This is a genomic window from Thalassospira indica (genome assembly GCF_003403095.1).
Classification (GTDB): Bacteria; Pseudomonadota; Alphaproteobacteria; order Rhodospirillales; family Thalassospiraceae; genus Thalassospira; species Thalassospira indica.
In genome coordinates this window covers 1,473,153-1,499,025 of the sequence record NZ_CP031555.1, presented here as the reverse complement: position 1 = coordinate 1,499,025, position 25,873 = coordinate 1,473,153, and the positions used below count along the sequence as shown (strand labels likewise).

Below are 25,873 nucleotides of genomic sequence, written 5' to 3'. Positions count from 1 at the left end.
GTGCGGAAAGCTGTCTAGTCAGGATTGGAGATGATGAACTGTGCGATATCGACGTCGTCGCGCTGATCTTCGCGCAAATACTTGCGTCCGTATTCCTGATAGGTGCCGCTTGTCAGGAAAAGCTCGAACAGGTCGCTATCGATCTGCCCCTTGTCGCGCATATCGGCCAGGATCGAGATACATTCAGACAGTGTCTTCGGCCGTTTATAGGGGCGATCCACAGCTGTTAGCGCCTCGAACACATCGGCGATCACCATGACCTTTTCGAGGATACCCATATCATCGCCCGTCAGACCACGCGGATAGCCTGAACCGTCCATTTTTTCATGATGGTTGCCAGCAATATCGGGAATGCGTTGAAGTTCCTTGGGATATGGCAATTGGGCCAACATATCCTGGGTAATGACGACATGATCGTTGATCACCTGACGTTCTTCGGATGTCAGGGTGCCGTGCGGGATCGAGAGGTTATAAAGCTCGCCCCGGTTAAAACCGTTATAGATGTCGGTTTCACGATCCATCAGAAGCTTTTCAGTGCCGGTTGCGCGCAGTTCGGCCAGTTTCGCATCATCAAGGCGCTGTTGTTCCGACCAGGACAAGCCGATGGTGCGATCAAAATACCGCGTCCATTCCTGCTCTGCGATGTCATGCAGGGCAAAGATGGTGTCGGTATCAAGTTCGGTATCGCCAATATTGGCGTCCGCCACCATGGCAAACTGGGTCTCAAGTTCGGTCACCCGGCGGGCAAAATCGGCTTCGCACTGAAGTACGTCTTCGCCATCAAGCTTGCGTTTAAGCATCTCGATCTCGGCATCACGACGCAGGACTTCAAAGCGCGTTCGGACTTCGTGAATACGGTTATGGATGGTTTCAAGCTTGGTGGCTTTTTCCATGACATGATCGGGGGTGACGATCTTGCCGCAATCATGAAGCCAGGCGGATAGGTCAAGCTCGTACCATTCCATATCTGTCAGATAGAAATTGGAAAATGTGCCATCCCGGTCATCCACGGCCGCCTGGGCCAGCATGCGGGCTATGATCGGAACCCGCGAACAGTGGCCTGCTGTGTGCGGTGATTTGGCATCAATCGCCTGCCCCAGCACACGCACGAAGCTCTCCATCAGGTCGCGCTGTGCCACCAGCAATCGGCTGTTTTCAATGGCAACCGCCGCCTGACTTGCCAGCGCATTGATGATCGGCTCTATCGCCGGATCAAAGGAAATCACATTGCCCGCATCGTCCCGCGCGTTGATCAGCTGCAAAACGCCGATCACAACGCCGCTGGTGTTTTTAAGCGGCACGGTCAGGAAGGATTTGGAACGATACCCTGTTTTGGCATCAAATGCCCGGGTGCCGGTAAAATCAAATCCCTCGGCACTATAGGCGTCATCAATATTGATCGCCTTGCCGGTCAGCGCGACATAGGTCGCGATATTGGCGTAGTTCGGGCGGCCTTCGTCGTCATAAAGTGGCAAGGGCGGGAATGGTTTCTCGGTTTCGCGGCCCGAGACAAAGAACGTCTCAAGCGTATCATTGACCATGATACGAAAATGAAGCTCGCTTTCGTCCTGATTGACGACATAAAGCGATCCACCATCGGCGTTGGTAAAGTTTCGCGCGGCCATCAGGATTTTCTGGTTAAGCTCTTCGCGCCCCTGCTGTGCCGACAGGGCGATACCCAGTTCAACCAGTTCCGCCAGATAGTTTGCCTCTGTATTGCGGACCTGTGTCACATCTTTCTGATGATTTTTGGCCCCGTCGCGTTCACGCGCCATAAAAATTCTGCCCACTTCGCATTCGGATTAACCGCGTCGTCGAAGATACATCCTGCCTGCTTACACGATATATTCTCAATAAGTTGCTATTTTTCTAACAGCGCACAAGTTTCCGAGCGGTAAAATCACCTCACAATCCTGCCATACCCGTCTGCAGGGTTGCCAATTTGCCCGGAATGGACTATCCGACCCCGTGAAAGCGTGCCGGCGCCGTGATCGTGCAATCAACTACGCATTCCGATCATCGAGATCTATTTCCGGCACCCAACCATCTTGCCCGGAGGCGACCGCATGATCCCCCGTTATTCCCGTCCGCAGATGACATCCATCTGGGAACCGGCGAACAAGTTCCGTATCTGGTTCGAAATCGAAGCCCACGCTGCTGACAAACTGGCCGAACTGGGTGTTATCCCGGCTGATTCTGCCAAGCTTGTCTGGGAAAAAGGCGACAAGCCTTATACCCAGGACCGCATTGACCGCATTGATGCCGTCGAAGCCGAAGTCAAACACGATGTGATCGCGTTTCTGACCGAACTGGCCGAACAGGTCGGCGAAGAAGCCCGTTTCGTGCATCAGGGCATGACGAGCTCGGACGTGCTTGATACCTGCTTTAACGTGCAGCTTGCCCAGGCAACCGACATCCTGCTTGAAGATATGGACAAGCTTCTGGCTGCGCTTAAAAAGCGCGCCTATGAAACCAAAGATGTCCCCTGCATGGGCCGTTCGCACGGCATCCACGCAGAGCCGGTGACCTTTGGTCTTAAGCTTGCGACTTTCTATGCGGAATTCAAACGTAACCGTGATCGCCTTGTTGCCGCACGTGATGAAATTTCGACCTGCGCAATTTCCGGCGCGGTTGGCACATTCGCCAACATCGACCCGAGTGTTGAAGAACATGTTGCCGCCAAGCTTGGCCTGAAACCGGAACCGGTTTCGACCCAGGTGATCCCGCGCGACCGTCATGCCGCGTATTTCGCAGCCCTTGGTGTCATCGCATCGTCGATCGAACATCTGGCAACCGAAATCCGTCACCTGCAGCGCACCGAAGTTCGCGAAGTGGAAGAATTCTTCTCCAAGGGGCAGAAAGGCTCCTCGGCGATGCCGCACAAGCGTAACCCGGTTCTGACCGAAAACCTGACCGGACTTGCCCGTCTGGTGCGTTCGATGGCCATCCCGGCTATGGAAAACGTTGCCCTGTGGCACGAACGCGACATTTCGCACAGCTCGGTCGAACGTAACATTGGCCCGGATGCGACCGTCACGCTTGATTTCGCCCTGATGCGTCTGACCAACGTTGTTGAAAACCTGGTTGTCTATCCGGAACGCATGGACGAGATCCTGAACCAGATGGGTGGTCTGGTCTTCTCGCAGCGCGTTCTGCTTACCCTGACCCAGTATGGTGTTTCGCGCGAAGATTCGTATCGCATCGTTCAGCGTAACGCGATGAAGGTCTGGAACCGCGAAGGCGATCTTCTGTCGCTTCTGAAAACCGACGAAGACGTTACCAACCGCATTCCGATGGACAAGCTCGAAGCGCTGTTTGACCTTGGCTACCACACCAAGCATGTCGACACGATCTTTGCCCGTGTCTTTGCGGACTAAGCAAAACACCAAAGCCTGCTTCAAAGCCCCGGTCGTCTGGCCGGGGCTTTTTCGTTGGGGGGGGGTGCGCTTAGACCGGCCTTTGGCATTGCGCATCATTGATGCTGAGCTATATCGAACACAGCCAACACATCAAAAAATGTCAATTACAGGAAAGGCATAGCAATGAAACTGAGCATCAAAGGATGGGAAGACGGCGCGCCGATCCCGGCCAAGTTCGCGTTCGGTAAAATTCCGGCAGAGGGCAGGTTTGAAACATCGGACAATATCAGTCCCGCCATTTCCTGGAGCGACATTCCCGAAGGCACCAAATCCTTCGCACTGATCTGTCATGACCCGGATGTCCCGTCATCGGGTGAGGACGTCAATATCGAAGGCAAGGAAGTCCCGGCAAGCCTGCCGCGTGTTGATTTCTACCACTGGGTTCTGGTCAATATCCCGGCCAGCATTACAAAGCTTGAAGAAGGTGTCGCGTCCAATGGTGTGACGCCAAAGGGCAAGATGCCCGGCGCCAAGCCATATGGTACGGCAGGGCTGAACAACTATACCGACTGGTTTGCCGGCGATACTGATATGGGCGGTGATTACGGCGACTATGACGGTCCCTGCCCGCCATGGAATGATTCGATCATTCACCACTATCATTTCACGGTCTATGCGCTTGATACCGACAAGATCGACCTGCCAGAGCCGTTTACCGGCCCGGATGCCCTTGCCGCCATTGAGGGCCATGTCCTTGGCAAGTCAAGCTACATGGGCACCTACACCATGAACCGCGATCTGTAATCCGCGCCGTACCGCTTTTACAACCCCGGTCGAAACCTTTCGGCCGGGGTTTGTTGTTTGATGCCAAGGTCGCTGGCCTCTGCTAGCAGCCAGTCGCGGAATTCCTTGACCGGTGCACGCAGATCACAGTTCTTCGGCCAAACCAGATAATAGCCTGACGGCACTTTGACGACCTGATCCGGAAACAGGTGGATCAGTTTGCCTTCGGAAATGTCTTCCTCGGCCAGAAGCGGGTTTGCAAGAACGACACCCTGCCCATGAATGGCCGCCTCAATCGCCATGGATGTCTGATCGATTTCCACGCGTTTTATGGCGCGAATATCAGGCGCCGTCAGGGTTGAAAACCGGCCCAGCCATTCTTCCCACCACGGATGCAGGATATCATTCAACACCGTCGCCCGCGCAAGGTCATCGGGGCGATCCAGTCCCAACCTGTCGCGGTAGGACGGCGCGCAAAAGGCCGCCGCCTGCCCCTGATACAGCAATATGGTTTCAAGGCTTTCATCGACGCCATCGAAATAGCGCACGGCCAGATCGACCGGATCGTGATCAAAATCCAAAAGGACCGACGATGATCCGACATGAAGCGACATTTCAGGATGGGCGATCAAAAACCGCGACATCCGCTTGGAAAACCATTTTGCCGCGAAGCTTGGCGGCATCACGAACCGCACCGCATGATTTGACTGATCGCGTAATTGATGGCTGGCATCGCGGATCTGCTGCAAGGCCGGGGCAATGCGCGCAGCATAAGCCAGACCATCCGCCGTTGGCGTGATCTGCCGGACTGTGCGCGTAAACAACTCCACCCCAAGCCAGTCTTCAAGCTTGCGAATTTGCTGCCCCACCGCACCGGGCGTGACATTCAATTCATCCGCCGCCAGCGCAAAGCTTTTCAGGCGCATGGATGCCTCGAACGCTGGCAGTGATTTAAGCGGTGGATATGATCCCATAACGCAGTTTTTCTATTTCATGATCCAGATAGTATGATTTGTGAAAAATACCGGGAATTAAGACAATGGGCCATGATTTTTCCAAACTGGTCCGCCATTATGAAAAACAAAGCCTATATCGTGTTCGGATTTCTGGCCCTTGCCTGGGGCATGACGTTTCTGTTTAACAAAAGCGCCAGCACCCTGATCACCCCGACACAAATTGCCGCCGTTCGCGTGTTTATGGGGTTCCTGCCGGTTTTTGCCGCAGCCCTGATCGGGCGAAAACTTAAATGGCGGCATTTGCGCTTTACCCACCATTTTATCGTGATGTCGGTTCTGGCGGGCAGTCTTTACTATTTCAGCTTTGCCAAGGGCATTCAGCTTTTGCCATCCAGCCTTGCCGGGATGCTAAGCGGCGCCATTCCGATGATTTCGTTTATCACCGCTGCGGCCTTTTTGCGCGATGAGCCTGTTAATCGTCGCTCGCTTCTTGGATTGGGTGTTGGCTTTATCGGGGTCGCGATGATTGCGCGCCCGTGGGACGCAAGTGTTTCGGCAAGCGATCTCGCCGGGGTTGGCTATATCGGACTGGGGTCCCTATGCGTTGGCCTGTCCTTTGTCTATGCCCGCCGATTCCTGAGCCCGCTTGGCATTTCGCCTCTTGCACTTTGCACCTATCAATTGGGTATTGCCGCACTGACATTGCTTGTTACCACCGACTTTGACGGCGCCAGCGCGATCTTTGACAATGGCTGGATCGCCCTTGGCCTGTTCTTTGGGCTTGGCCTGCTTGGCACCGGCTTTGCGTATTTGTGCTATTACTTCGTTGTCGAAAATCTTGGTGCGGTCAAAGCGGCAAGCGTGACCTATATCCCACCGATTATCGCCGTTCTGACCGGCTCGCTGATTTTGGGAGAAAGCGTTCAACTGCTTGATCTGACTGCACTGGTGGCAATCCTGACAGGGGTTGTCATGATGCAATCGGGGCGTACCCCACCGATGCAACGCCGCCTGGCAAATTTGCCATCACAGCAAAGCTGATAAATCAGTCCCCCGCACACATCAGGTGTGCAGGGGATCTTCAGAAAGCTTGTTAGCCCGCAGCAGCACGTACGAATGCGTTGATCAACGGATGGTCTTCGCCACGCAGTGCAGCACGTTCGGGCTGAAACGCGGTCCCAATAAAGAACGGATGACCGCGAAGCTCAATCGCACGCGGATCACGATCCCGATCCCAGGCCACAATCCGAAGATCCCGGCCATCAAGCACATGTGCATATTCCGGGTTAAACCCGAATGAGCAGCGATAAGTTTCCGTCAAATGCGCGGCACCACAAACCTTGCGGATTACACTGTTTTCCGCAAGGTCGATCCCACCATCCTGATCAATCAATGCACAGCTAAGCGGCGCGATCAGGGGCAATGAAGCATTCGGGTCGATTTCCGCATTTGCCGCATCGGCAAGCCCAAGAACATTACGGGCATATTCCAAGATCGCGTGCTGATACCCGCCACAGGTTCCCAGAAAAGCAATCCGGCTTTCACGCGCACGCCGAATGGCGGAAAGCGCACCGTCAAAGCTTTGATACGGGCTGGCAGGCACGCACCAGATCCCGTTATAGCCATCAAGGATTTTGGCATCTGGGCAATCAATGTCGGATGTCGCGACCCAGTCAAATGTGACGGTGAGTCCAAGATTTTTGACGGCCAAGTCCAGGGCCTTTGGGATGGCCTGATGGGCGGTGACGTTCGGGTTGTAATCGCCGACAAGTGCGATGGTGACGGTCATAACTATTTCCTCGTTTCGTTTTCAATGACGAGGGAGAAAAGCCGGTTCAGACAACAAAAAACGGCCCGTGAAATCACGAGCCGGGATTTGAGCACCAAACTGAGCTGCCTTTGTCGAACTTACTACAAAGTTCCGGACCGCGCCATATCTTCAAGAGCCATTTTCACGGCCTGCGCACGGTTCGAGACGTTCAGTTTGCGATAGATGTTTTTCAGATGGTACTTCACCGTGATTTCGCGCAGATCAAGGTGACGGGCAATGTCCTTGTTCGGACGTCCTTCTGACAGCAGTGCGAGAACTTCACGTTCACGCGGTGTCAGACGTCCAAAATCACCCTCACTACCAAAACCGCCGGCAAGGCGACCTTCGCCATCACCCCCGCCTGACATGTTGTCATTCATGTCGTTCAGAATCGACGACGGCAGGTATTTGTCACCAGCCAGAACCAGCTGCACAGCATTTGCCAAGGCCTGCCCACGCAGTGTCTTGGGAATAAAGCCATGCGCACCGGCCTCAAGCGCCTTGCGGACATCTTCACTTCGATATGCGCCAGAAAGCAGAACCACAAAGGTCGAATCTGCCACCTTCTCCAAGGTGCGCTTCAAACCTTCAAGTCCATTCATCCCCGGCATGCGCAGATCAAGCAGCACCAGATCGAATGTATTATTGGCTGCTATCAGCTCGAGTGCGGGGTCCAATGCCCCTGCTTCGGCCACTTCACAGTCATCGAAATACTGTTGGAACAGTAGCGAGATTGCCTCACGAACAAGATCGTGATCGTCCGCCAAAAGGATACGCAATGCTGTCGCCTTTCATCTACCTAATCGGCTCCTTCACCTACCTGCGAAGGATACCACACCAAAAGGTTGCACCTACTCAATTTTTCGGTCTGGGGAGCTCAGGATACGTAAGGCTGCACATATTAGCAAACGAGAAGTTTTCCAAGCAGATGCACTAGCGCGCAATCACGACAGTACCTCTGCACGCGCAACCGGACGTAGTTCTTCGAGCTTTACATTCAAGGCAGAGGCTGTGACGTCGATATTTTTGCGTCCAAAATCGGCCAGCAACAGGGCAACAACACCGTTTTCACGCGGGTTGGCAACAACCTCGCCAATGATCTTGCGCGTGTAATCCTGACATTCTTCGGGGGACATGCCCATCTGTTCGCCAGCCCACTGGATCAGCATTTTATAAAGATGGGTTTCGACACGAAAATCCTGTTCAAGATCAAAGCTGTACTTTGCTTCAAACCCGCGTTCACGATCATTAAAGCTGCTCATTATCGATTCCTCCTGTAAGCTGGTCATATTGTCATCGGAGCCAAACCGGTCAAGCCATTGTCTGTCATAGCATTTTATATGACAACAAACGACACCGATTTCACTTGTTTGGCTTATACTTTTGAATTTGACAAAGTGCGGTTCAGCACGCTTTGATCTGGCTCATGTGTACAGTCATTATTTTACGCCGCCCCGACCATGACTGGCCGGTGATCATTGGCGCCAATCGCGATGAAATGAATAACCGTCCCTGGAAGGCGCCTGCGCGCCACTGGGAAGACCGCCCTGATGTCATTGCTGGTCTGGACGAGACCGCCGGGGGAACTTGGCTTGGTGTCAATGAGGACGGGGTGGTTGCCGCTGTGCTTAACCGCTATGGCACGCTGGGCCCTGCCGATGGCAAACGATCACGCGGGGAGTTGCCGCTCGAGGCACTTGACCATGCCGACGCGATTGACGCCGCACAAGCCCTTGCCGAACTGGATGGCGATGCCTATCGCCCGTTTAACATGGTGATCGCCGATAACCGGGATGCCTATTGGCTGGCAAACCGCGGTACGGGCAAGATCGAAATTACTGAAATCCCCGAAGGTCTTTCGATTCTGACCGCCCATGACCTTAATGACACGCAAAACAGTGCGCGAACCAAACGCAATCTGCCGCGCTTTGTCAGTGCCCCGGCTCCGCACCCCGAAGCCGACGACTGGTTTGCCTGGCAGGCGCTTTTGGCTGATACCGGAACAGAGGCCCCGGACCCGGATCATCATGACATCCGTGCCGATGCCATGCTGGTGCGCAGCAATATCGGATTTGAGACCATCTGTTCGTCGCTGATCGGGCTTCCGGCGATTCCCACAAGCGAACATGAACTGCCGAGACGCCCGGTCTGGCTGTTTGCCGAAGGCCAGCCCGACAAAACACCGTTCCATCCGGTCGACGTCTAACACCAGATGGCGATCAACGCCTTTTTAGTTCAACAGGTTATCGCCGCAATTCCGGCCCTCTGCGATACAGATGCTGACGGTTGCAAATTTCGATTATCAAGTTTGCATAAATAGAGCTTAAGCGACAATTGAGTTTCTCGCCAAGCACTGCTATACGGAGGGCGCGAATTTCAGGGTGCCTGCCCACACAAGCAGCAGGCCAAGTTGTGAAAGATCCCGCCAATGTCCAGAAAGCAGCCCATCTACGAGGGTAAAGCCAAGGTTCTTTACGAAGGTACAGAGCCCGGAACGATCATTCAGTATTTCAAGGACGACGCCACGGCGTTCAACGCCCAGAAGCGCGGCACCATTGCCGGCAAGGGTGTCCTGAACAACATGATCACCGAATTCGTCATGACCCGTCTGGCAGAAATCGGCATTCCGACTCACTTCATTCGCCGCCTGAACATGCGCGAACAGCTTTGCAAGAAATGCGAAATTGTTCCGATCGAAGTCGTGGTCCGCAACATCGTTGCCGGTTCGATGGCCAAACGTCTTGGCCTTGAAGAAGGCGAACGCCTGCCGCGCCCGATCGTCGAGTTCTATTACAAGGACGATGCGCTGGGTGATCCGCTGGTGTCGGATGAACACATCCTTGCTCTGGGTTGGGCAGGTGCTGAAGAGCTTGAGGAAATTGTCGGCATGACCCTTCGCGTCAATGACTACCTGTGTGGTCTGATGCGCGGTATTGGCCTGAAACTGGTTGATTTCAAGCTTGAGTTCGGCCGCGTATGGGAAGGCGACTTCCCGCAGTTGGTCCTGGCCGATGAATTCAGCCCGGATAACTGCCGTCTTTGGGATGCGATCACCAACGAAAAGATGGACAAGGACCGCTTCCGCCGCGATCTCGGCGGTGTCGAAGAGGCCTATCAGGAAGTCGCACGCCGTCTTGGTGTCCTCCCTGAGTCCGCCGAAATAGAGCAGCTTAAAAAAGACGAAACCAAATAACACCCCAAGGCCGCGCTCGCGCGGCCTTTTCTTATGGCTGGTCGGCCATGTGTGTCGGACAGCGTTTTGTTTGCAAACAGAACCCCGCGCGAGACCCGCGCATGCGAACTTAAAGGAGCTTCTCGTGAAAGCACGTGTTCATGTCACCCTGAAGAACGGCGTTCTCGACCCGCAGGGCAAAGCCGTTCACCACGCCCTTCAGGGCCTGGGTTTTGATGGCATCAATGACGTCCGTCAGGGCAAATTCATCGAACTCGAACTGGATGGCACCGATGCCGCCAAGGCCGAAGCCGAGGTCAAGGAAATGTGCGAGAAGCTTCTCGCCAATACCGTGATCGAAGATTACAGCATCGAGCTGGCCTGATCGCCCGTGGCGGGCGGGGTCTTGTCACGGCAGGGCCTTTGTCTATCGGGATTAAGTAACCGACACTAATCAAGAGACGGTATTTCATGAAATCCGCTGTCATCCTGTTTCCCGGCATCAACCGGGAGAATGACGCCATCGCAGCACTGAAACAGGCCACCGGCACCGAGCCCACCCTGGTCTGGCATGGCGACACCGAGCTGCCAAAGACCGACATCATCATGGTCCCGGGTGGCTTTTCCTATGGCGACTATTTGCGTTGTGGCGCCATGGCGGCCAAGTCGCCGATCATGCGTGCGGTTGCCGAACGTGCCAAACAGGGTGTAACCACCATTGGCGTTTGCAACGGCTTCCAGATCCTGACCGAGGCAGGCCTTCTGCCCGGTGCACTGATGCGCAATGCCAGCCTGAAATTCATCTGCAAGAACACGCACCTGAAAGTCGAAAACGCCGATACGCGCTTTACCAATCTTTATGGCGCGGGCGAGATTGTCGAATATCCGGTCGCCCATCACGACGGCAACTATTTTGCCGACAGCGACACGCTTGACCGCCTTGAAGGCGAAGGTCGCGTTGTTCTGCGTTACTGCGATGTCGATGGCAAAGTTGATCCGGCGACCAACCTCAATGGTTCCCAGCGCAATATTGCCGGCATCATCAACGAGGCGGGCAACGTCCTTGGTATGATGCCCCACCCGGAAAATGCAATCGATCCGCTGCATGGTGGCACCGATGGCCGCAATCTGTTCAAAAGCATGGTGGAGGCCGCATCGTGAGCTCCAACGATTTCAACAGCACGCCGATCACGCCGGAACTGGTCAAGGAACACGGCCTGAACGAAGAAGAATACAAACTCGTTCTCGAAATCATGGGTCGCGAACCCAACATCAACGAGCTTGGCATCTTCTCGGTCATGTGGTCTGAGCACTGCTCCTACAAGTCCTCGAAAAAATGGCTGAAAACCCTTCCGACCAAGGCCGAGTGGGTCATTCAGGGGCCGGGCGAAAATGCCGGCGTGATTGACATCGGTGATGGTCAGGCAGCCGTCTTCAAGATGGAAAGCCACAACCACCCGTCCTTTATCGAACCCTATCAGGGGGCTGCAACCGGTGTTGGCGGCATCATGCGTGACGTCTTCACCATGGGTGCACGTCCGGTCGCAAACCTCAATGCGCTTCGCTTTGGCGAGCCTGATCATCCGAAAACCCGCCATCTTCTGAGCGGTGTGGTCGAAGGCATCGGCGGGTATGGCAACTGCATGGGCGTTCCTACCATTGGCGGTGAAACCAACTTCCATGCGTCGTATAACGGCAACATCCTGGTCAATGCGATGACCGTGGGTCTGGCCGATACCGATAATATCTTCTACTCAGCCGCGGCTGGCATCGGGAACCCGGTTGTTTATGTCGGCTCGAAAACCGGACGTGACGGTATCCATGGCGCGACCATGGCATCAGCCGAGTTTGATGATGACAGCGAAGAAAAGCGTCCTACCGTTCAGGTCGGTGATCCGTTCACCGAAAAGCTCCTGCTGGAAGCGTGCCTTGAGCTGATGGCGACCGACATGATCGTCGCCATTCAGGATATGGGGGCTGCGGGCCTGACCTCGTCCTCGTTCGAAATGGCATCCAAGGGCGGCGTTGGTGTTGAGCTGTGGCTTGATAAAGTTCCAATGCGCGAAGAAGGCATGACGCCCTACGAGCTGATGCTGTCAGAGTCGCAGGAACGCATGCTGATGGTCCTCAAACCCGGTTGCGAAGATGCCGCCAAGGCGATCTTTGACAAATGGGAACTCGACTTTGCCGTTATCGGTACGCTCACCGATACCAAGCGCATGGTTCTGAAATGGCATGGTGAAGTTGCCGGTGATCTGCCGATTGATCCGCTGGCCGAAGCATCGCCGGAATATGATCGTCCGTGGGAACCGACCCCGAAACAGGATCGCATCGATCCCAACAGCATTTCGGCCAAGGTCAGCCATGTTGACGCGCTGAAAACCCTGATCGCATCGCCCGACCTCGCGTCGCGTCGCTGGATCTGGGAACAGTATGATCATCTGGTCCGTGGCAACACGATTGTCCGTCCGGGCGGTGATGCCGGCGTTGTCCGCGTCGAAGGTACGAACAAGGGCCTTGCCGCGACCACCGACTGCACCCCGCGCTATGTCATGGCCGATCCGGTCGAAGGCGGCAAACAGGCCGTTGCCGAAGCCTACCGCAACCTGGTTGCAACCGGCGCCAAGCCGCTTGCCATCACGGATAACATGAACTTCGGCAACCCGGAACGCCCGCGCATCATGGGTCAGTTCGTTGGGGCCTGCCAGGGGATTGGCGAAGCCTGTATTGCACTGGATTTCCCGGTCGTGTCGGGCAACGTGTCACTTTACAACGAAACCAACGGTGTGGGCATCATGCCGACCCCGGCCATTGGTGGCGTTGGCCTGATTTCCGATCTCGGTCACCACGCAACGATTGGCATCAAACGCGATGACAGTGCGCTGATCATGATCGGTGCGGCAACCGGTGAACTGGGTCAGTCGCTGTATCTCAAGACCATCGAAGGTCGCGAAGAAGGCGCCCCGCCGCCGGTCGATCTGGGGGCTGAAAAGCGTGCCGGTACGCTGGTGCGTGAACTGATCGAACTTGGTCTGGTACGCACTTGCCACGATATCGCTGATGGCGGCCTTCTGGTCACCGTTGCCGAAATGTGCCTTGCAGGCAATATCGGTGCTGACCTGCATCTGCCGGAAGCTGGCAGCGAAGTCGCATGGCTGTTTGGCGAAGATCAGGGCCGTTACGTGATCGCAACCCGCGATCCGGACAAGGTTCTGAACGCTGCAGGCAGTGCGAATGTCGCAGCCGTGATTATCGGTCAGGCTGGCGGTGATGCAGTCGTCATTGATGGCGGCGACAAAGTATCGCTTTCCGAACTGCGCGAACTCAATGAAGGCTGGATGCCATCCTTCATGGCCGAAGCCGTTTAATCAGGCCTCAGGCAAAACAAACAAAAAACCCCGCCGGAGCAATCTGGCGGGGTTTTGTGATTTTGGCTTGGCCGCCACCACAACTCCGTTGTCGGATCAGATGAATAGCCCCATATAAGTTTTCAGGGGCTTCGGCGAGGGTAAGATGCAAGGTCACTGCAAGGTCATTCTTTGGGCTTTTATGTTGTGCGTTCTTCTGGGCGTTGTCGCAGTCTTGCCTGAAAGTCAAGCGCAGGCCTTGACCATCTATGTTGATGAAGCCAATCCTCCCTTCATGTATCGCGCGAACGAACGTGCTGCGGGCATCTACCCTGATATCGTGCGCGCAATCTCTGCCCGCGCTGGACTCAATGTTAAAATTGTCCCCGTGCCGTGGCGTCGCGCACTGTTTCATCTGGATAATGGCGATGGTGCTGTTGCCGGAATATACAAAAACCTTGAGCGTCAGAAGAAATATGCGTTCAGCGAGCCTATTCACCGCGAAGGTTTGATGATCTATCGGCTCAAAGGCGAATTTGACCGTGAGACCAAAATCGAAGACCTGTCAGGCATGAATGTCGGCGTTATTCGCGGATGGAGTTACGGTGACGCATTCGATAACGCCCGTACGTCCGGCCTGTTCGAAACATCCGAAGCCGCCGGAGACGACCAGAACTTCGCGATGCTGGTGAATAATCGCGTTGATGCGGTGATCGCGGTGCGTGAAGCAGGAGATATCTGGATAAAAAAACTCGAACTCGACGACCAGATCGTTCGCGCCCTAAGTCCGATTTACGAGAATCAGACTTTCATTGCCATCAACAGAACGTCAAAGGACATCGCAACACTGTCCTTGATTAATCGCGCAATCGCCGAGTTAATTGAAGACGGCACAATCGAAACCGTAATTTCTAATGCCGTAAATCAGGCAATCGGTTTAGGTTTTCATTGATCACGCGACGGAGTTTTTGCGCCAAGCACCGTATGTCCGGGAACGCTCAGCGCTTGGTAAGAGCGTGATTGCAGTTAAATAATACCAATAAAAAAGGCCGCATTCGAAGCGGCCTTTTTTGTATGACTATTTGAAGCTGATCTTGGGGAACAGGCCCTTTTTCTTCGGTGCTTCTGGCGGGCCAACGCGTTCTTCGATGGCGGCGGCGATCTTGTCGGCAATCAGGCCATAGGCCTTGCTATGTTCGCCTTCGGGCTCTGTCTGGACAATCGGTTTGCCTTCGTCTGCGCCGAGGCGGATTTTAAGGTCCAGCGGGATTTCACCCAGGAACGGCACGCCCAGTTCATCCGCCGCCTTGTGCGCCCCGCCGTGATCAAAGATGTGATCGACATGGCCGCATTCCGGGCATTTGTAATAGGACATGTTTTCGATCAGGCCGAACACCGGCACATTGACCTTGCGGAACATATTCAGGCCCTTGCGCGCATCCAGAAGGGCGATGTCCTGCGGCGTTGAAACAATCACCGCCCCGGTCACCGGGACGCGCTGCGCCATCGAAAGCTGAATGTCGCCCGTGCCCGGTGGCATATCAACCACCAGCACATCAAGATCGCCCCAGTCGGTATCGCGCAGAAGCTGTTCAAGCGCGCCCATCGCCATCGGACCACGCCAGATCACCGGCTGTTCTTCTTCGATCATGAAGCCGATCGACATGATCCGCATGCCAAAGGCCGAAGGCGGGATCATTTTGCCCTGATGTTCTTTGGACGGCACAGGCTTGGCATCGCGAAGGCCCATCATGCGCGGCAGGCTCGGCCCATAGATATCGGCATCCAGCAGGCCGACCTTGAGCCCCTTGGCCACCAGCGACAATGCAAGGTTGACCGAGGTGGTGGATTTACCCACCCCACCCTTGCCGGACGCCACGGTAACGATGCTGCGCACGGTCGGCAATTCCAGCGGCATCTGGCCACCGCCCTGCGGGCGCTGGCCCGGCTGAGCCGGGCGGCTTGGCTGTGATGGCTGCGACGGCTGTGTGCTTTGCTGGGCGGCGGCTTTGGGACGCTCTGCGATAAGTGCCACACGGGCAGTTGTGACCCCGTTCACAGCAGCCACCGCTTTTTCTGCCGCTTGACGCAAATCTTCGAGGGCGGGGCCGCGTTCGGGATCAACGGCGATCATAACATTGACAGTTTCATCATGAATATCAATACCTTGCACCATGCCCTTGGCTGTGATTGATTGGCCGTCGACTGGGTCGATTACGCTATCGAGCGCGGCAGTAATCTGTTCACGGTTGAGGGAAGTCATATTGCGGTCTCCAAATTTCGGCTTAAGTCCGTGGTCACACAGAACTTGCAGGCGCGTATCATTGTTTTGCAAGGCAACCTGTCATATAAGGCCTAAGGGCATGCTCCGTCCAACAAGATTTCGTGAGTTTGCATTTGGCTACAATCTGTTGCAGTACCAACCGGCGTATCACAGGTTGGGTACAAAACTGGTGAGAAAAAAGTCTGATTTTCCCGGCATGTCCGGGCTCTATCAGCGAATTTGATCTTGTTGGACGGAGCATGCATTGGGGCTTACCCCAAGCTCGGTAAACAAAGATAAACACCGAACGGCAAGAAGAGGAAGAAACTCGATGCCTTGGAATAATCAAGGGGGCGGTGGCCCCTGGGGCGGCGGCGGAAACAAAGGTGGCGGCCAGAACCCGTGGGGACAGCGTCCTTCCGGTGGTGGCGGCGGCGGAAACACGCCCCCCGACTTTGATGAAATGATTCGTAAAGGCCAGGAACGTCTTAAACGGCTGTTCCCCGGTGGTGGCGGATACAAGGGCTTTGTCCTGATCGGTATCGCCGTAATCGGGTTGTGGCTCTTGACCGGTTTCTACCGTGTCCAGCCGGGCGAACAGGGTGTAACGCTTCTGTTCGGCAAATGGGTTGGCACCACGGGTCCGGGTCTGAACTACTTCCTTCCGGCCCCGATTGGCGAGGTCATCAAGCCAAACGTCGAACGGACCAACCAGATCGAGGTTGGCTATCGCGGTGCAGGCACGGTGACATCCAACGGTTCGCGTGATGTGCCCGAAGAAAGCCTGATGCTGACCGGTGACCAGAACATCATCGACATTGATTATGTTGTTCAGTGGCGTATCAGCGATGCAGGTTCCTACCTGTTTAACGTGCGTGATCCTGAAAACACCATCAAGCTGGCATCTGAAAGTGCGATCCGTGAGGTCATCGGTAAAACCGACCTTGAAGAAGCACTGACTGTTGGTCGTGTCCGGGTTGAAGAACAGACCCGTACCCTGCTTCAGGAAATCATGGACGGTTATGAGTCCGGTATTTTCATTGCCGAAGTGAAAATGCAGAAAGTGGACCCGCCGCGCGACGTTATCGATGCCTTTAACGATGTGCAGCGTGCCCGTCAGGACCGTGATCGTTCCCAGAACGAAGCACTGGCCTATCGTAACGACATCATCCCGCGTGCAAAGGGTGAAGCAGAACGTCAGGTTCTTCAGGCCCGCGCATACAAGGATCGTGTCACCAAGGAAGCAGAGGGTGAAGCAGAACGCTTTAACTCCATCTACAATTCCTTCCTGACGGCCAAGGATGTGACGACCCGTCGTCTGTATCTGGAGACCATGCAGGAGATCTTGAGCAAGTCTGACAAGATCATCATGGAACAGAACGGCGAAGGTAACGGTGTTGTCCCGTATCTTCCGCTTCCGGAAGTTCAGAAACGTGCGAATGCAGGAGGCAACAACTAATGGCAAGTCCTAAACTTATTGCCGCTGGCGTCGTCCTGGTTATTGCTGCTGTCGTTGGTTCGATGTGCGTGTTTACCGTGCGTCAGGATCAGCAGGCACTCGTTCTTCAGTTTGGTAATCCGGTCCATGCGGTTTCCGAACCGGGTCTGCATTTCAAACTGCCGATCCAGAACGTTGAATATTACGAACGTCGTATTCTGGAACTTGATCCGCCGGTTCAGCAGGTTCTTCTGTCTGACCAGAAGCGTGTCAATGTTGACAGCTTTGCACGTTGGAAAATCATCGATCCGTTGATCTTCCGTCAGCGCGCAACCAACTCTGCCAACTTTGTGCAGCTGTTTGGTCAGCGTCTGAACTCGGTTATCCGTGGTGAGTTGGCACAGGCCCCGCTTGTGACGCTTCTTTCGGACAACCGTGCGCAGATCATGGAGAAAATCCAGTCGACCCTGATCAAACCGGCAGAAGAGTTCGGTGTCGAACTGATTGACGTTCGTATCGGACGTACCGACCTTCCGCAGGAAACGTCGCAGGCGGTGTATAACCGTATGCGTTCTTCGCGTATTGCCGAAGCCGCACAGCTTCGCGCAGAAGGTGAAGAGCTCAAGGCGAAGATCCAGGCAGAAGCTGATCGTGAACGTATCGGCATCATCGCCGAAGCCAACCGTCAGGCCGAAGTCCTGCGTGGTGAAGGCGATGGGCAGCGGAACGTCATCCTGGGTAAAGCGTATGGCAAGGACGCGGAATTCTTCGAATTCTATCGTTCGCTCGAAGCCTACAAAATTGCGCTTGATAACGGCTCGACCATGGTGCTTTCACCAGACAGCGAGTTTTTCCAGTACTTTAATAAGTCTGGCCCAGCGACAAGCCGCTAGACAAAACATAAGGGCGACCTGCATATTGGGCTGGTCGCCCTTTTTGTTTTTATAAATTCGATTTGTCGGGCGACCGTCTGACAGATCACAAAGAAACGCCGGAACGTCCCTGATCATGAAGGAACTTGCAACAGCCATACTTCTGGCCATCGCGTTGGAAGGTATGCTTTACACGCTGTTTCCCGGCGGCCTGAAAAGGGTGATGGAGCTTGTTCAGGAAATTCCTGAATCGCAGTTGCGCATTGGCGGATTGATCGCCGCTGTCGTCGCGATTGGTGGAATATGGGCAGTACGGACCTGGCTTTAGCAACCGGGCTCAGGATCAGGGGAACTGCCGCGCAATCGGTCCTCGTCACGATGTTGTGCTTACATTTCCTTGATTTTTCCCAGTGCCGCCCAAATTCTGCCAAAGTCGGGGTTAAGTTGATTACTTAAGCGACGGGTGAAATACAGTCCCGCCGCGCGCTGCTCAATGAGAATGACACATACCGTGAACGCGGCAACGAACAGGATCAGACACATGCTAGACGCATTATACAACCCGGTGCGGGCGAAGGTAACCGCCGCACTGGTGATTGTTCTCCTTGGCGTGACCAGTGTTTCGCAGATCGCGAATGCCCGCCCCGCTCCTGAGAGTTTCGCAGACTTGGCCGAAAAGCTTCTGCCGACTGTTGTAAACATTTCCACAAGCCAGATGGTCGCCGAACGACAGGGACCGGACTTCCAGTTCCCTCCCGGCTCGCCATTTGAAGACCTTTTCCGTGATTTTATGGACCGCAACGGCCAGGGTGGCCAGGGCGGACCGGCGCCGCAACGACGCCGGGCGACCGCACTTGGTTCGGGCTTTATCATCTCGGCTGATGGTTACATTGTCACCAACAACCACGTCATTGACGGTGCCGATGAAATCACCGTGCGCCTGCATGATGGCGACACGCTTGATGCCGAACTGATCGGACGTGACCCGAAAACCGACGTCGCCCTGCTTAAGGTCGAACCGAAAGAAGATCTGCCCTTCGTCAAATGGGGCGATTCTGACAGTTCACGTATCGGTGACTGGGCCATGGCAATCGGTAACCCGTTTGGCCTTGGTGGTACGGTAACCGCCGGGATTATTTCTGCACGTAACCGCGACATCAATCAGGGCCCGTATGATGACTTCATTCAGACGGATGCCTCAATCAACCGTGGTAACTCTGGCGGTCCGCTGTTTAACCTTGATGGTGACGTGATCGGCATTAACAGCGCGATCTATTCCCCGTCTGGTGGTTCGGTCGGTATCGGCTTTGCCATTCCGGCAGGCATCGCACAAAGCGTTGTCGAGCAGCTTAAGGAATATGGCCGCACCCGTCGTGGTTGGTTGGGTGTTCACATCCAGACCGTGACCGAAGACATCGCGGACTCGGTTGGTCTTGACGAAGCAACCGGTGCCATGGTTGCCGGCGTTTCCGAAGATGGCCCGGCCCAGGAAGCCGGTATCAAACAGGGTGACGTCATCCTGACCTTTGATGGCAAAACGGTTGAATCGATGCGTCGTCTGCCGCGCATCGTTGCAGAAACCAAGATCGGCAAGGATGTCGATGTTGTGATCTGGCGCGATGGCGAAAAGCAGACCGTCCAGGTCGAACTTGGCGAACTTGAGGAAGAAGTCGTCGCGACAAGCGCAGACAGCTCCCAGGAAGAGCAAGCACCCGCTGTTGCCGAGGCCAGCATCGATGAACTTGGCATCAAGATCGCCAATGTCGATGAAAGCCTGCGTCAGCGTTACAATCTTGCCGAAGGCTCCGAAGGTGTGATCGTCACCGAAGTTTCTGGCGACAGTTATGCCGCCGAAAAGGGTGTTCGCCCGGGTGACATTATCATCGAGGCTTCGCACAGCTCGGTTGATTCGGTCGAAGACGTCGTCGATGCGGTCAAAGCCGCCGTTGACGATGACAAACGCACCATCCTGATGTTGATCGAAACATCGGCTGGCCCGCGTTACTTCGGCCTGACGCTTTCGACCGAGGAATAAGCCATCCGGCTTAAGTTGATATCAAAAAAGGGCGACCTGATCATCAGGTCGCCCTTTTTGTTTGAACCGTTCGTGCCTTACGAAACGAAGTCCGCCTTCGCGTAGCCTTGCAAATACAAAAGCGCGGTCAGATCACCGTGATTGATGCAAATGCGCGCCTGTTCCTGAACCGATGGTTTGGCGTGGAAGGCAACCCCGGTCCCCGCAAGCGAGATCATCTGAAGATCATTGGCGCCATCGCCGACCGCAATCGCATCATCAACCGTGATGCCTTGCTGGGCGGACAGGGCTTCAAGTGCATCGACCTTGGCCTGACGATCCAGAACCGGTTTCTGAACCTTACCGGTCAGCTTGCCGTCCTTTTCAATCAGGACATTCGCCTGATCGTAATCAAAGCCAAGCTCGGCGCGAACCGCACCGGTAAAGAAATCAAATCCACCCGACACTAGGGCAACAAAGCCGCCATTGGCCTTCATGGTCGCAACCAGTTGCTTTGCACCGCCGGTATACTCAACCGTTTTCCAGGCTTCTTTCAGCATCTCGGTCGACATGCCTTCAAGTAGCCCCACGCGTTCATCAAGAGCGGCTTCGAAATCAAGTTCACCATTCATGGCACGTGCGGTGATCGCCGCCACCCGGTCCTTGACGCCGGCAAACTCGGCCAGTTCATCAAGGGTTTCACCGGTGACAATCGTGCTGTCCATATCGGCGATCAAAAGCTTCTTGCGACGTGTGGCGACCTTCTGGGTGATGGCATCCACCGGAAGCTCCGCCTCGGAAAGGGTCGTGTCGGCAACATCAAGCGGGATCCCGTCAAAAGTCAGATCGCACGCTTCACCCTCCGCAAGCCAGGTCACATCCCCGACCAGTGCGCCTGCCCCGGTCAGCGCGATTGCCGCGTTATCAATCACGGCCTTGGTCAACGCATTCGAGTTCGGGGCGGCAATCAGGGTGAGAACCAATTTCATGGTCGCGAGGCTCCTTGGCGGGAAAGGCATAAAACAATGTTGTCGCCTTTATCCGAATTGCGCCGGACTGTGGCAAGAGAACTTTCGCATCCCCCGTGGCCAGGACGCATTATTTGCCATGAAATTGCTTCGTAAATTCCTATGCCTGTCGCGCCGAACCCAATAGACTGGCCGACCTTTGAACACGTTACCCTGAAGGCACCCTGATGTCGGCCATCCAAGCCAGCAGTTCTTTTGCCCCTGTCCTGATCGTTGCTGGCCCGACCGCCAGTGGGAAGTCGGCACTCGCCCTTGATCTGGCGGAGGCCTTTGACGGGGTGGTGATCAATGCTGATAGCATGCAGGTCTATAAGGAACTGCGCGTGCTGTCTGCGCGCCCCGATGACAGTGAAATCGCGCGTGTGCCGCATCGGTTGTATGGGGTTCTTTCCGGACGAGAAGCCTGCTCGGCCGGTAAGTGGCGTGAAATGGCGATGGCCGAGATTGCCGACTGTCATGCCAGTGGCAAACTTCCGATCATCGCGGGGGGCACGGGCATGTATCTGAATGCACTGACCGAGGGGATCGCACCGATCCCCGATATTCCGGCACGGATTCGCGATCAGGTCACAACCGAGCTTGAAGAACTTGGTCATGCGGCGTTTTTTGCCAAACTTCAGGCTGATGATCCTGAAACCGCCGCCAACCTTGATGGCAGCAATACCCAGCGACTGATTCGCGCCGCCGAGGTTTTTGCCCATACCGGCCGCGGATTGGCAAGCTGGCACAAGGAACCGGTGATCACGCCGCCCGAGAACATGAAATTCAAGAAACTTTGTTACATGCCACCGCGCGACATTCTGTATGACCGCTGCAACCGGCGTTTTGATCTGATGATTGAACAGGGTGCCATTGACGAGGTCAAAGGGCTGCTTGCATTGGAATTGCCTGAAACAGCGCCGGTTATGAAGGCTGTCGGCGTGCGCGAGATCGCAGCTTACCTTGCCGGGGAGATTGATCTGGCCACCGCCAAAAAGAAATCCCAGCGCGAAACCAGACGTTACGCAAAGCGGCAATTAACCTGGTTCAGGCACCAAATGTTAGCCAAGGAAATCATCGACGCGCAATATTCGGAAAGTTTGGCAGCAAAAATGCGTCATGATGTTAACCAATTTCTGTTGACCACGCCAAAGTGAGGCGATAGGTTGGCCCTTCCCCCGCCGAAATGGCGGAAAACCGCCGTTTAGGCGGATTTTTCAACTCCAATTCGAGGATAATTGGATCATGTTTCAATCACGCGGTTATCACGCGACACGTTGTTGTCGCTAAGTAAAGAGGCTCGAAAATCATGGCAGAACGTATTTTAAGCGGTTCGGAAGTAGTGTTGCAGGCCCTTGCTGATCAGGGTGTGGAAGTCGTGTTCGGCTATCCTGGCGGCGCTGTCCTACCGCTATATGACGAGATATTTAAACAGAACCGGATTCGTCACGTTCTCGTGCGCCATGAACAGGCTGCTGTCCACGCTGCTGAAGGTTACGCCCGCTCGACCGGCAAGGTCGGCGTTGTGCTGGTGACCTCGGGACCGGGTGCGACAAACGCCGTTACGGGCCTTACCGACGCGTTGATGGATTCCATTCCAGTTGTCTGCCTGACAGGTCAGGTCCCGACCCATTTGATCGGGAATGATGCCTTCCAGGAAGCCGACACCACCGGCATTACCCGCCCGTGCACCAAGCATAACTATCTGGTGAAAAATCCGGATCGTCTGGCACGCACGATGCATGAAGCCTTCCACGTCGCCTCAAGCGGCCGTCCGGGCCCGGTCGTTATCGACCTTCCCAAGGACATTCTGGTTGGCAAGGCACCGTATCTGGAACCGGCACAGGTTCAGCACCGCACCTATAACCCGGTGGTCAAGGGCGAACGCAGCCAGATCGAAGAAGCCATGGAAATGCTGGCATCGGCGAAAAAGCCGATCCTGTATTGCGGCGGCGGGGTTATCAATTCCGGCATGCAGGCCTGCAAGCTTCTGACCGAGTTCACCCGCATGACCGGTGCGCCGATCACGCTGACCCTAATGGGGCTGGGTGCTTATCCGGCGTCCGACAAGCAGTATCTTGGCATGCTCGGCATGCACGGCACCTACGAAGCAAACATGTCGATGCATGATTGCGATGTCATGGTCGCCATCGGTGCGCGTTTCGATGACCGTGTGACCGGCAACCTCGATTTCTTTGCGCCAAATTCGCAGAAAATCCAAGTCGACATTGATCAGAGCTCGATCAACAAGAACGTTCCGGTCGATATCGGGATCGTTGGCGATGTTGGCCATGTTCTTGAAGACATGATCAAGATCTGGAAAGCCAAGCAGTACAAGATCGAAGCAAACGCACTTGATAGCTGGTGGAAAGAAATTGAAGGATGGCGCAGCAAACACTGCCTATCCTACAAACAGCCGACCGACGTTATCAAGCCGCAGCACGTTATCCGCCGTGTTCATGCGCTCACCCGTGATCGCAAGACCTATATCACCACCGACGTTGGCCAGCACCAGATGTGGGCCGCCCAGCATTTCGGGTTCGAACATCCGTATGAATGGATGACGTCCGGTGGTCTGGGCACCATGGGCTATGGCATGCCCGCTGCCCTTGGCGTTCAGGTTGCCCATCCGGATGCGACCGTGGTCTGCTTTACCGGTGATGCGTCGATCATGATGAACATTCAGGAATGCGCGACGATGACGCAGTATCGTCTGCCAATCAAAACCGTGATCCTGAACAACCGTTATATGGGCATGGTCCGTCAGTGGCAGCAGCTTCTGCACGGGTCGCGCTATTCCGAAAGCTATAGCGAAACCCTGCCCGACTTCGTCAAACTGTCCGAAGCCTTTGGCTTCACCGGCATGACCTGCAATAACCCGGCTGATCTTGATGATGCCATCAAGAAGATGCTGGAAATTGATGGTCCGGTGATTTTGGACGTCGCTGTCGATGACAAGGAAAACTGCTATCCGATGATTCCATCGGGCAAGCCGCACAATGAAATGCTGCTTGGGCAGGAAACCAACGGCGACGAAGCCATTGATTCCGACGAAGGGATGGTTCTGGTCTGATCCGCACAAACAAACAATCTGTGCGAATTGATCCCATCACATCAAAATGAAAAGGCCGGCGCGGGCGGCACGTTCTGCCCCGACCGAGCCCTAGCGGAGCGAAACCGTGAAAGAAACCGAAATTTCGAAACACACCATATCCGTTCTGGTGGATAACGAGTCCGGCGTTCTGGCCCGTGTAATCGGGCTGTTTTCCGGTCGTGGCTATAACATTGAAAGCCTGACCGTTGCCGAAGTCGACGCCGACGCCCACCAGTCGCGCATCACCGTGGTTACCTCGGGCACCCCGATGGTGATCGAACAGATCAAGGCACAGCTTTCGCGTCTTGTTCCGGTGCACAAGGTCAGTGACCTGACCCTTGCCGGGCCAAGTGTCGAGCGCGAGCTTGCCCTGGTCAAAGTGATCGCAACGGGTGAAAAACGTGTGGAATCCCTGCGCATTGCCGACATCTTCAAGGCGCGTGCAGTGGATGCGACCAACAATTCCTTCGTGTATGAAATCATCGGCAGCCCTGAAAAAATCGACGCCTTCATCAAATTGATGGAGCCGCTTGGGCTTTCGGAAATTTCGCGTACCGGTGTGGCAGCGATTTCGCGCGGCACACTGACGATGTGAGTTTGCCCTGCCCGGTGATCCGCATCGGGTACGGCATTGGGGCCTGCCCCATAATAATTATTACCATCCGCCACGCATGAAAATCAGCGTGGTCCAACGTCCAGAGGTATCGAAAGATGCGTGTTTATTACGACCGCGATGCAGATGTTAATCTGATCAAATCCAAAAAAGTTGCCATCATTGGTTACGGTTCGCAGGGCCACGCCCATGCGCTGAACCTCCATGATTCCGGCGTTAAGGAAGTTGTTGTTGGTCTTCGTGAAGGCTCCAGCTCGCGCAAGAAAGCCGAAGCTGCCGGTCTGAAAACCATGACCCCGGCCGAAGCTGCTGCTTGGGCAGACGTTGTCATGATGCTGACCCCGGATGAACATCAGGCTGCGATCTATGCTGATGAGCTGCGCGACAACCTGAAACAGGGTGCTGCCCTTCTGTTCGCACACGGTCTGAACGTGCATTTCGGCCTGATCGAGCCGCGCGCTGATCTTGACGTCATGATGATCGCACCGAAGGGTCCTGGCCACACGGTTCGTTCCGAATACAAGCGTGGCGGCGGTGTTCCGTGCCTCGTAGCTATTGAACAGAACGCATCTGGCAACGCGCTTGAAGTTGCTCTGTCCTATGCATCGGCAATCGGTGGCGGTCGTTCGGGCGTGATCGAAACCACCTTCCGTGAAGAGTGCGAAACCGACCTATTCGGTGAACAGGCTGTTCTTTGCGGCGGTCTGACCCAGCTGATCAAATACGGCTTCGAAACCCTGACCGAGGCCGGCTATGCACCGGAAATGGCATATTTCGAGTGCCTGCACGAAGTTAAGCTGATCGTTGACCTGATGTATGAAGGCGGTATGGCCAACATGCGTTACTCGATCTCCAACACCGCAGAATATGGCGACTATGTCACCGGCCCGCGCGTGATCGATCCGTCTGTCAAAGAACGCATGAAAGAAGTTCTTACCGACATTCAGGAAGGCAAGTTCGTCCGTGACTTCGTTCAGGAAATGCATTGTGGTCAGCCGATGTTCAAGGCAACCCGTCGTCTGCATGCTGAACACGAAATCGAAGAAGTTGGTACCAAACTGCGCGCGATGATGCCGTGGATTGCTGCAAACCAGCTCGTCGACAAAGAAAAGAACTAAGCACAGCTTAGATCCCTTTTTTGCGCA

Annotated in this window: 24 protein-coding genes; 17 read left to right on the top strand and 7 right to left on the bottom strand. The window is 55.0% G+C overall.

Annotation, left to right across the window (positions count from 1 at the left end):
• Positions 1–14 precede the first annotated feature (14 nt).
• On the bottom strand, positions 15–1,775 hold the full coding sequence (locus DY252_RS07035) for an HD family phosphohydrolase (protein WP_064789349.1): 1,761 nt from the start codon (positions 1,773–1,775) through the stop codon (positions 15–17).
• Positions 1,776–2,066: 291 nt separating this feature from the next.
• Between DY252_RS07035 and purB the strand changes: the two genes are divergently transcribed.
• Together purB and DY252_RS07025 are read left to right on the top strand one after the other, a co-directional pair.
• Positions 2,067–3,377, top strand: coding sequence for an adenylosuccinate lyase (purB, locus tag DY252_RS07030; RefSeq protein ID WP_064789350.1), 1,311 nt, complete (start codon positions 2,067–2,069; stop codon positions 3,375–3,377).
• Between the two features lie 165 nt (positions 3,378–3,542).
• The gene (locus tag DY252_RS07025) at positions 3,543–4,163 is read left to right on the top strand and encodes a YbhB/YbcL family Raf kinase inhibitor-like protein (protein ID WP_064789351.1); all 621 of its coding nucleotides are present in this window, start codon (positions 3,543–3,545) and stop codon (positions 4,161–4,163) included.
• Between the two features lie 17 nt (positions 4,164–4,180).
• On the opposite strand, the gene DY252_RS07020 is transcribed toward DY252_RS07025, so the two are convergent.
• A complete protein-coding gene (locus tag DY252_RS07020; protein WP_064789352.1) occupies positions 4,181–5,116 on the bottom strand; it encodes a LysR substrate-binding domain-containing protein in 936 nt (311 codons plus the stop codon).
• Positions 5,117–5,215: 99 nt separating this feature from the next.
• Here DY252_RS07020 and DY252_RS07015 point away from each other — a divergent pair, with 99 nt between their 5' ends.
• Positions 5,216–6,139, top strand: a complete 924-nt coding sequence (locus DY252_RS07015; RefSeq protein WP_064789467.1) for a DMT family transporter — start codon at positions 5,216–5,218, stop codon at positions 6,137–6,139.
• Between the two features lie 52 nt (positions 6,140–6,191).
• Here DY252_RS07015 and DY252_RS07010 read toward each other — a convergent pair whose 3' ends face one another.
• The 3 genes from DY252_RS07010 to DY252_RS07000 form a co-directional block, all read right to left on the bottom strand.
• On the bottom strand, positions 6,192–6,887 hold the full coding sequence (locus DY252_RS07010; protein ID WP_064789353.1) for a CTP synthase C-terminal region-related (seleno)protein: 696 nt from the start codon (positions 6,885–6,887) through the stop codon (positions 6,192–6,194).
• Between the two features lie 122 nt (positions 6,888–7,009).
• Positions 7,010–7,687, bottom strand: coding sequence for a response regulator (locus tag DY252_RS07005; RefSeq protein WP_008891727.1), 678 nt, complete (start codon positions 7,685–7,687; stop codon positions 7,010–7,012).
• 165 nt (positions 7,688–7,852) lie between these two features.
• A complete protein-coding gene (locus tag DY252_RS07000) occupies positions 7,853–8,170 on the bottom strand; it encodes a DUF1476 domain-containing protein (protein ID WP_008891728.1) in 318 nt (105 codons plus the stop codon).
• A gap of 164 nt (positions 8,171–8,334) precedes the next feature.
• Between DY252_RS07000 and DY252_RS06995 the strand changes: the two genes are divergently transcribed.
• The 6 genes from DY252_RS06995 to DY252_RS06970 all read left to right on the top strand — a co-directional run bounded on the left by DY252_RS06995 (position 8,335) and on the right by DY252_RS06970 (position 14,379).
• Positions 8,335–9,114: an NRDE family protein gene (locus tag DY252_RS06995; protein ID WP_040824476.1), complete on the top strand. Its 780-nt coding sequence runs from the start codon at positions 8,335–8,337 to the stop codon at positions 9,112–9,114.
• A 222-nt stretch (positions 9,115–9,336) separates the two neighbouring features.
• Positions 9,337–10,101 (top strand): phosphoribosylaminoimidazolesuccinocarboxamide synthase, encoded by a 765-nt coding sequence (gene purC, locus DY252_RS06990; RefSeq protein WP_008891730.1) that lies wholly within the window; start codon positions 9,337–9,339, stop codon positions 10,099–10,101.
• Positions 10,102–10,225: 124 nt separating this feature from the next.
• Positions 10,226–10,465: a phosphoribosylformylglycinamidine synthase subunit PurS gene (gene purS / locus DY252_RS06985; RefSeq protein ID WP_064789354.1), complete on the top strand. Its 240-nt coding sequence runs from the start codon at positions 10,226–10,228 to the stop codon at positions 10,463–10,465.
• Between the two features lie 86 nt (positions 10,466–10,551).
• Entirely contained in the window at positions 10,552–11,241 is a 690-nt protein-coding gene (purQ, locus tag DY252_RS06980) for a phosphoribosylformylglycinamidine synthase subunit PurQ (protein ID WP_008891732.1), read from the top strand.
• Positions 11,238–13,448, top strand: a complete 2,211-nt coding sequence (gene purL / locus DY252_RS06975) for a phosphoribosylformylglycinamidine synthase subunit PurL (RefSeq protein ID WP_064789355.1) — start codon at positions 11,238–11,240, stop codon at positions 13,446–13,448. The genes purQ and purL overlap by 4 nt, the downstream gene beginning before the upstream one ends.
• A 145-nt stretch (positions 13,449–13,593) precedes the next feature.
• Positions 13,594–14,379 carry a substrate-binding periplasmic protein gene (locus tag DY252_RS06970; RefSeq protein WP_064789356.1) on the top strand — a complete coding sequence of 262 codons (786 nt, stop codon included), beginning with the start codon at positions 13,594–13,596 and terminating at the stop codon, positions 14,377–14,379.
• Between the two features lie 126 nt (positions 14,380–14,505).
• Here DY252_RS06970 and DY252_RS06965 read toward each other — a convergent pair whose 3' ends face one another.
• A complete protein-coding gene (locus DY252_RS06965; protein ID WP_064789357.1) occupies positions 14,506–15,690 on the bottom strand; it encodes an Mrp/NBP35 family ATP-binding protein in 1,185 nt (394 codons plus the stop codon).
• 331 nt (positions 15,691–16,021) lie between these two features.
• Here DY252_RS06965 and hflK point away from each other — a divergent pair, with 331 nt between their 5' ends.
• The 4 genes from hflK to DY252_RS06945 all read left to right on the top strand — a co-directional run bounded on the left by hflK (position 16,022) and on the right by DY252_RS06945 (position 20,035).
• Positions 16,022–17,149 carry an FtsH protease activity modulator HflK gene (gene hflK, locus DY252_RS06960; RefSeq protein ID WP_064779518.1) on the top strand — a complete coding sequence of 376 codons (1,128 nt, stop codon included), beginning with the start codon at positions 16,022–16,024 and terminating at the stop codon, positions 17,147–17,149.
• Positions 17,149–18,021, top strand: coding sequence for a protease modulator HflC (gene hflC, locus DY252_RS06955; protein ID WP_064779519.1), 873 nt, complete (start codon positions 17,149–17,151; stop codon positions 18,019–18,021). Before hflK ends, hflC begins: the two co-directional genes overlap by 1 nt.
• Positions 18,022–18,136: 115 nt before the next feature.
• The gene (locus DY252_RS06950) at positions 18,137–18,328 is read left to right on the top strand and encodes a DUF2065 domain-containing protein (RefSeq protein ID WP_008891737.1); all 192 of its coding nucleotides are present in this window, start codon (positions 18,137–18,139) and stop codon (positions 18,326–18,328) included.
• 213 nt (positions 18,329–18,541) lie between these two features.
• Entirely contained in the window at positions 18,542–20,035 is a 1,494-nt protein-coding gene (locus tag DY252_RS06945; RefSeq protein ID WP_064789358.1) for a DegQ family serine endoprotease, read from the top strand.
• 77 nt (positions 20,036–20,112) lie between these two features.
• Here the strand turns inward: DY252_RS06945 and serB are convergent, their stop codons facing one another.
• Positions 20,113–21,003: a phosphoserine phosphatase SerB gene (gene serB / locus DY252_RS06940; protein ID WP_064789359.1), complete on the bottom strand. Its 891-nt coding sequence runs from the start codon at positions 21,001–21,003 to the stop codon at positions 20,113–20,115.
• Between the two features lie 206 nt (positions 21,004–21,209).
• Here serB and miaA point away from each other — a divergent pair, with 206 nt between their 5' ends.
• The 4 genes from miaA (at position 21,210) to ilvC (ending at position 25,846) form a co-directional block, all read left to right on the top strand.
• The gene (gene miaA / locus DY252_RS06935) at positions 21,210–22,178 is read left to right on the top strand and encodes a tRNA (adenosine(37)-N6)-dimethylallyltransferase MiaA (protein WP_064789360.1); all 969 of its coding nucleotides are present in this window, start codon (positions 21,210–21,212) and stop codon (positions 22,176–22,178) included.
• A gap of 152 nt (positions 22,179–22,330) precedes the next feature.
• Complete coding sequence (locus tag DY252_RS06930) at positions 22,331–24,094, top strand: acetolactate synthase 3 large subunit (protein ID WP_008891744.1); 1,764 nt, start codon at positions 22,331–22,333, stop codon at positions 24,092–24,094.
• 106 nt (positions 24,095–24,200) lie between these two features.
• Complete coding sequence (gene ilvN, locus DY252_RS06925; protein ID WP_008891745.1) at positions 24,201–24,710, top strand: acetolactate synthase small subunit; 510 nt, start codon at positions 24,201–24,203, stop codon at positions 24,708–24,710.
• A gap of 116 nt (positions 24,711–24,826) precedes the next feature.
• Positions 24,827–25,846: a ketol-acid reductoisomerase gene (ilvC, locus tag DY252_RS06920; protein WP_008891746.1), complete on the top strand. Its 1,020-nt coding sequence runs from the start codon at positions 24,827–24,829 to the stop codon at positions 25,844–25,846.
• Positions 25,847–25,873 lie beyond the last annotated feature (27 nt).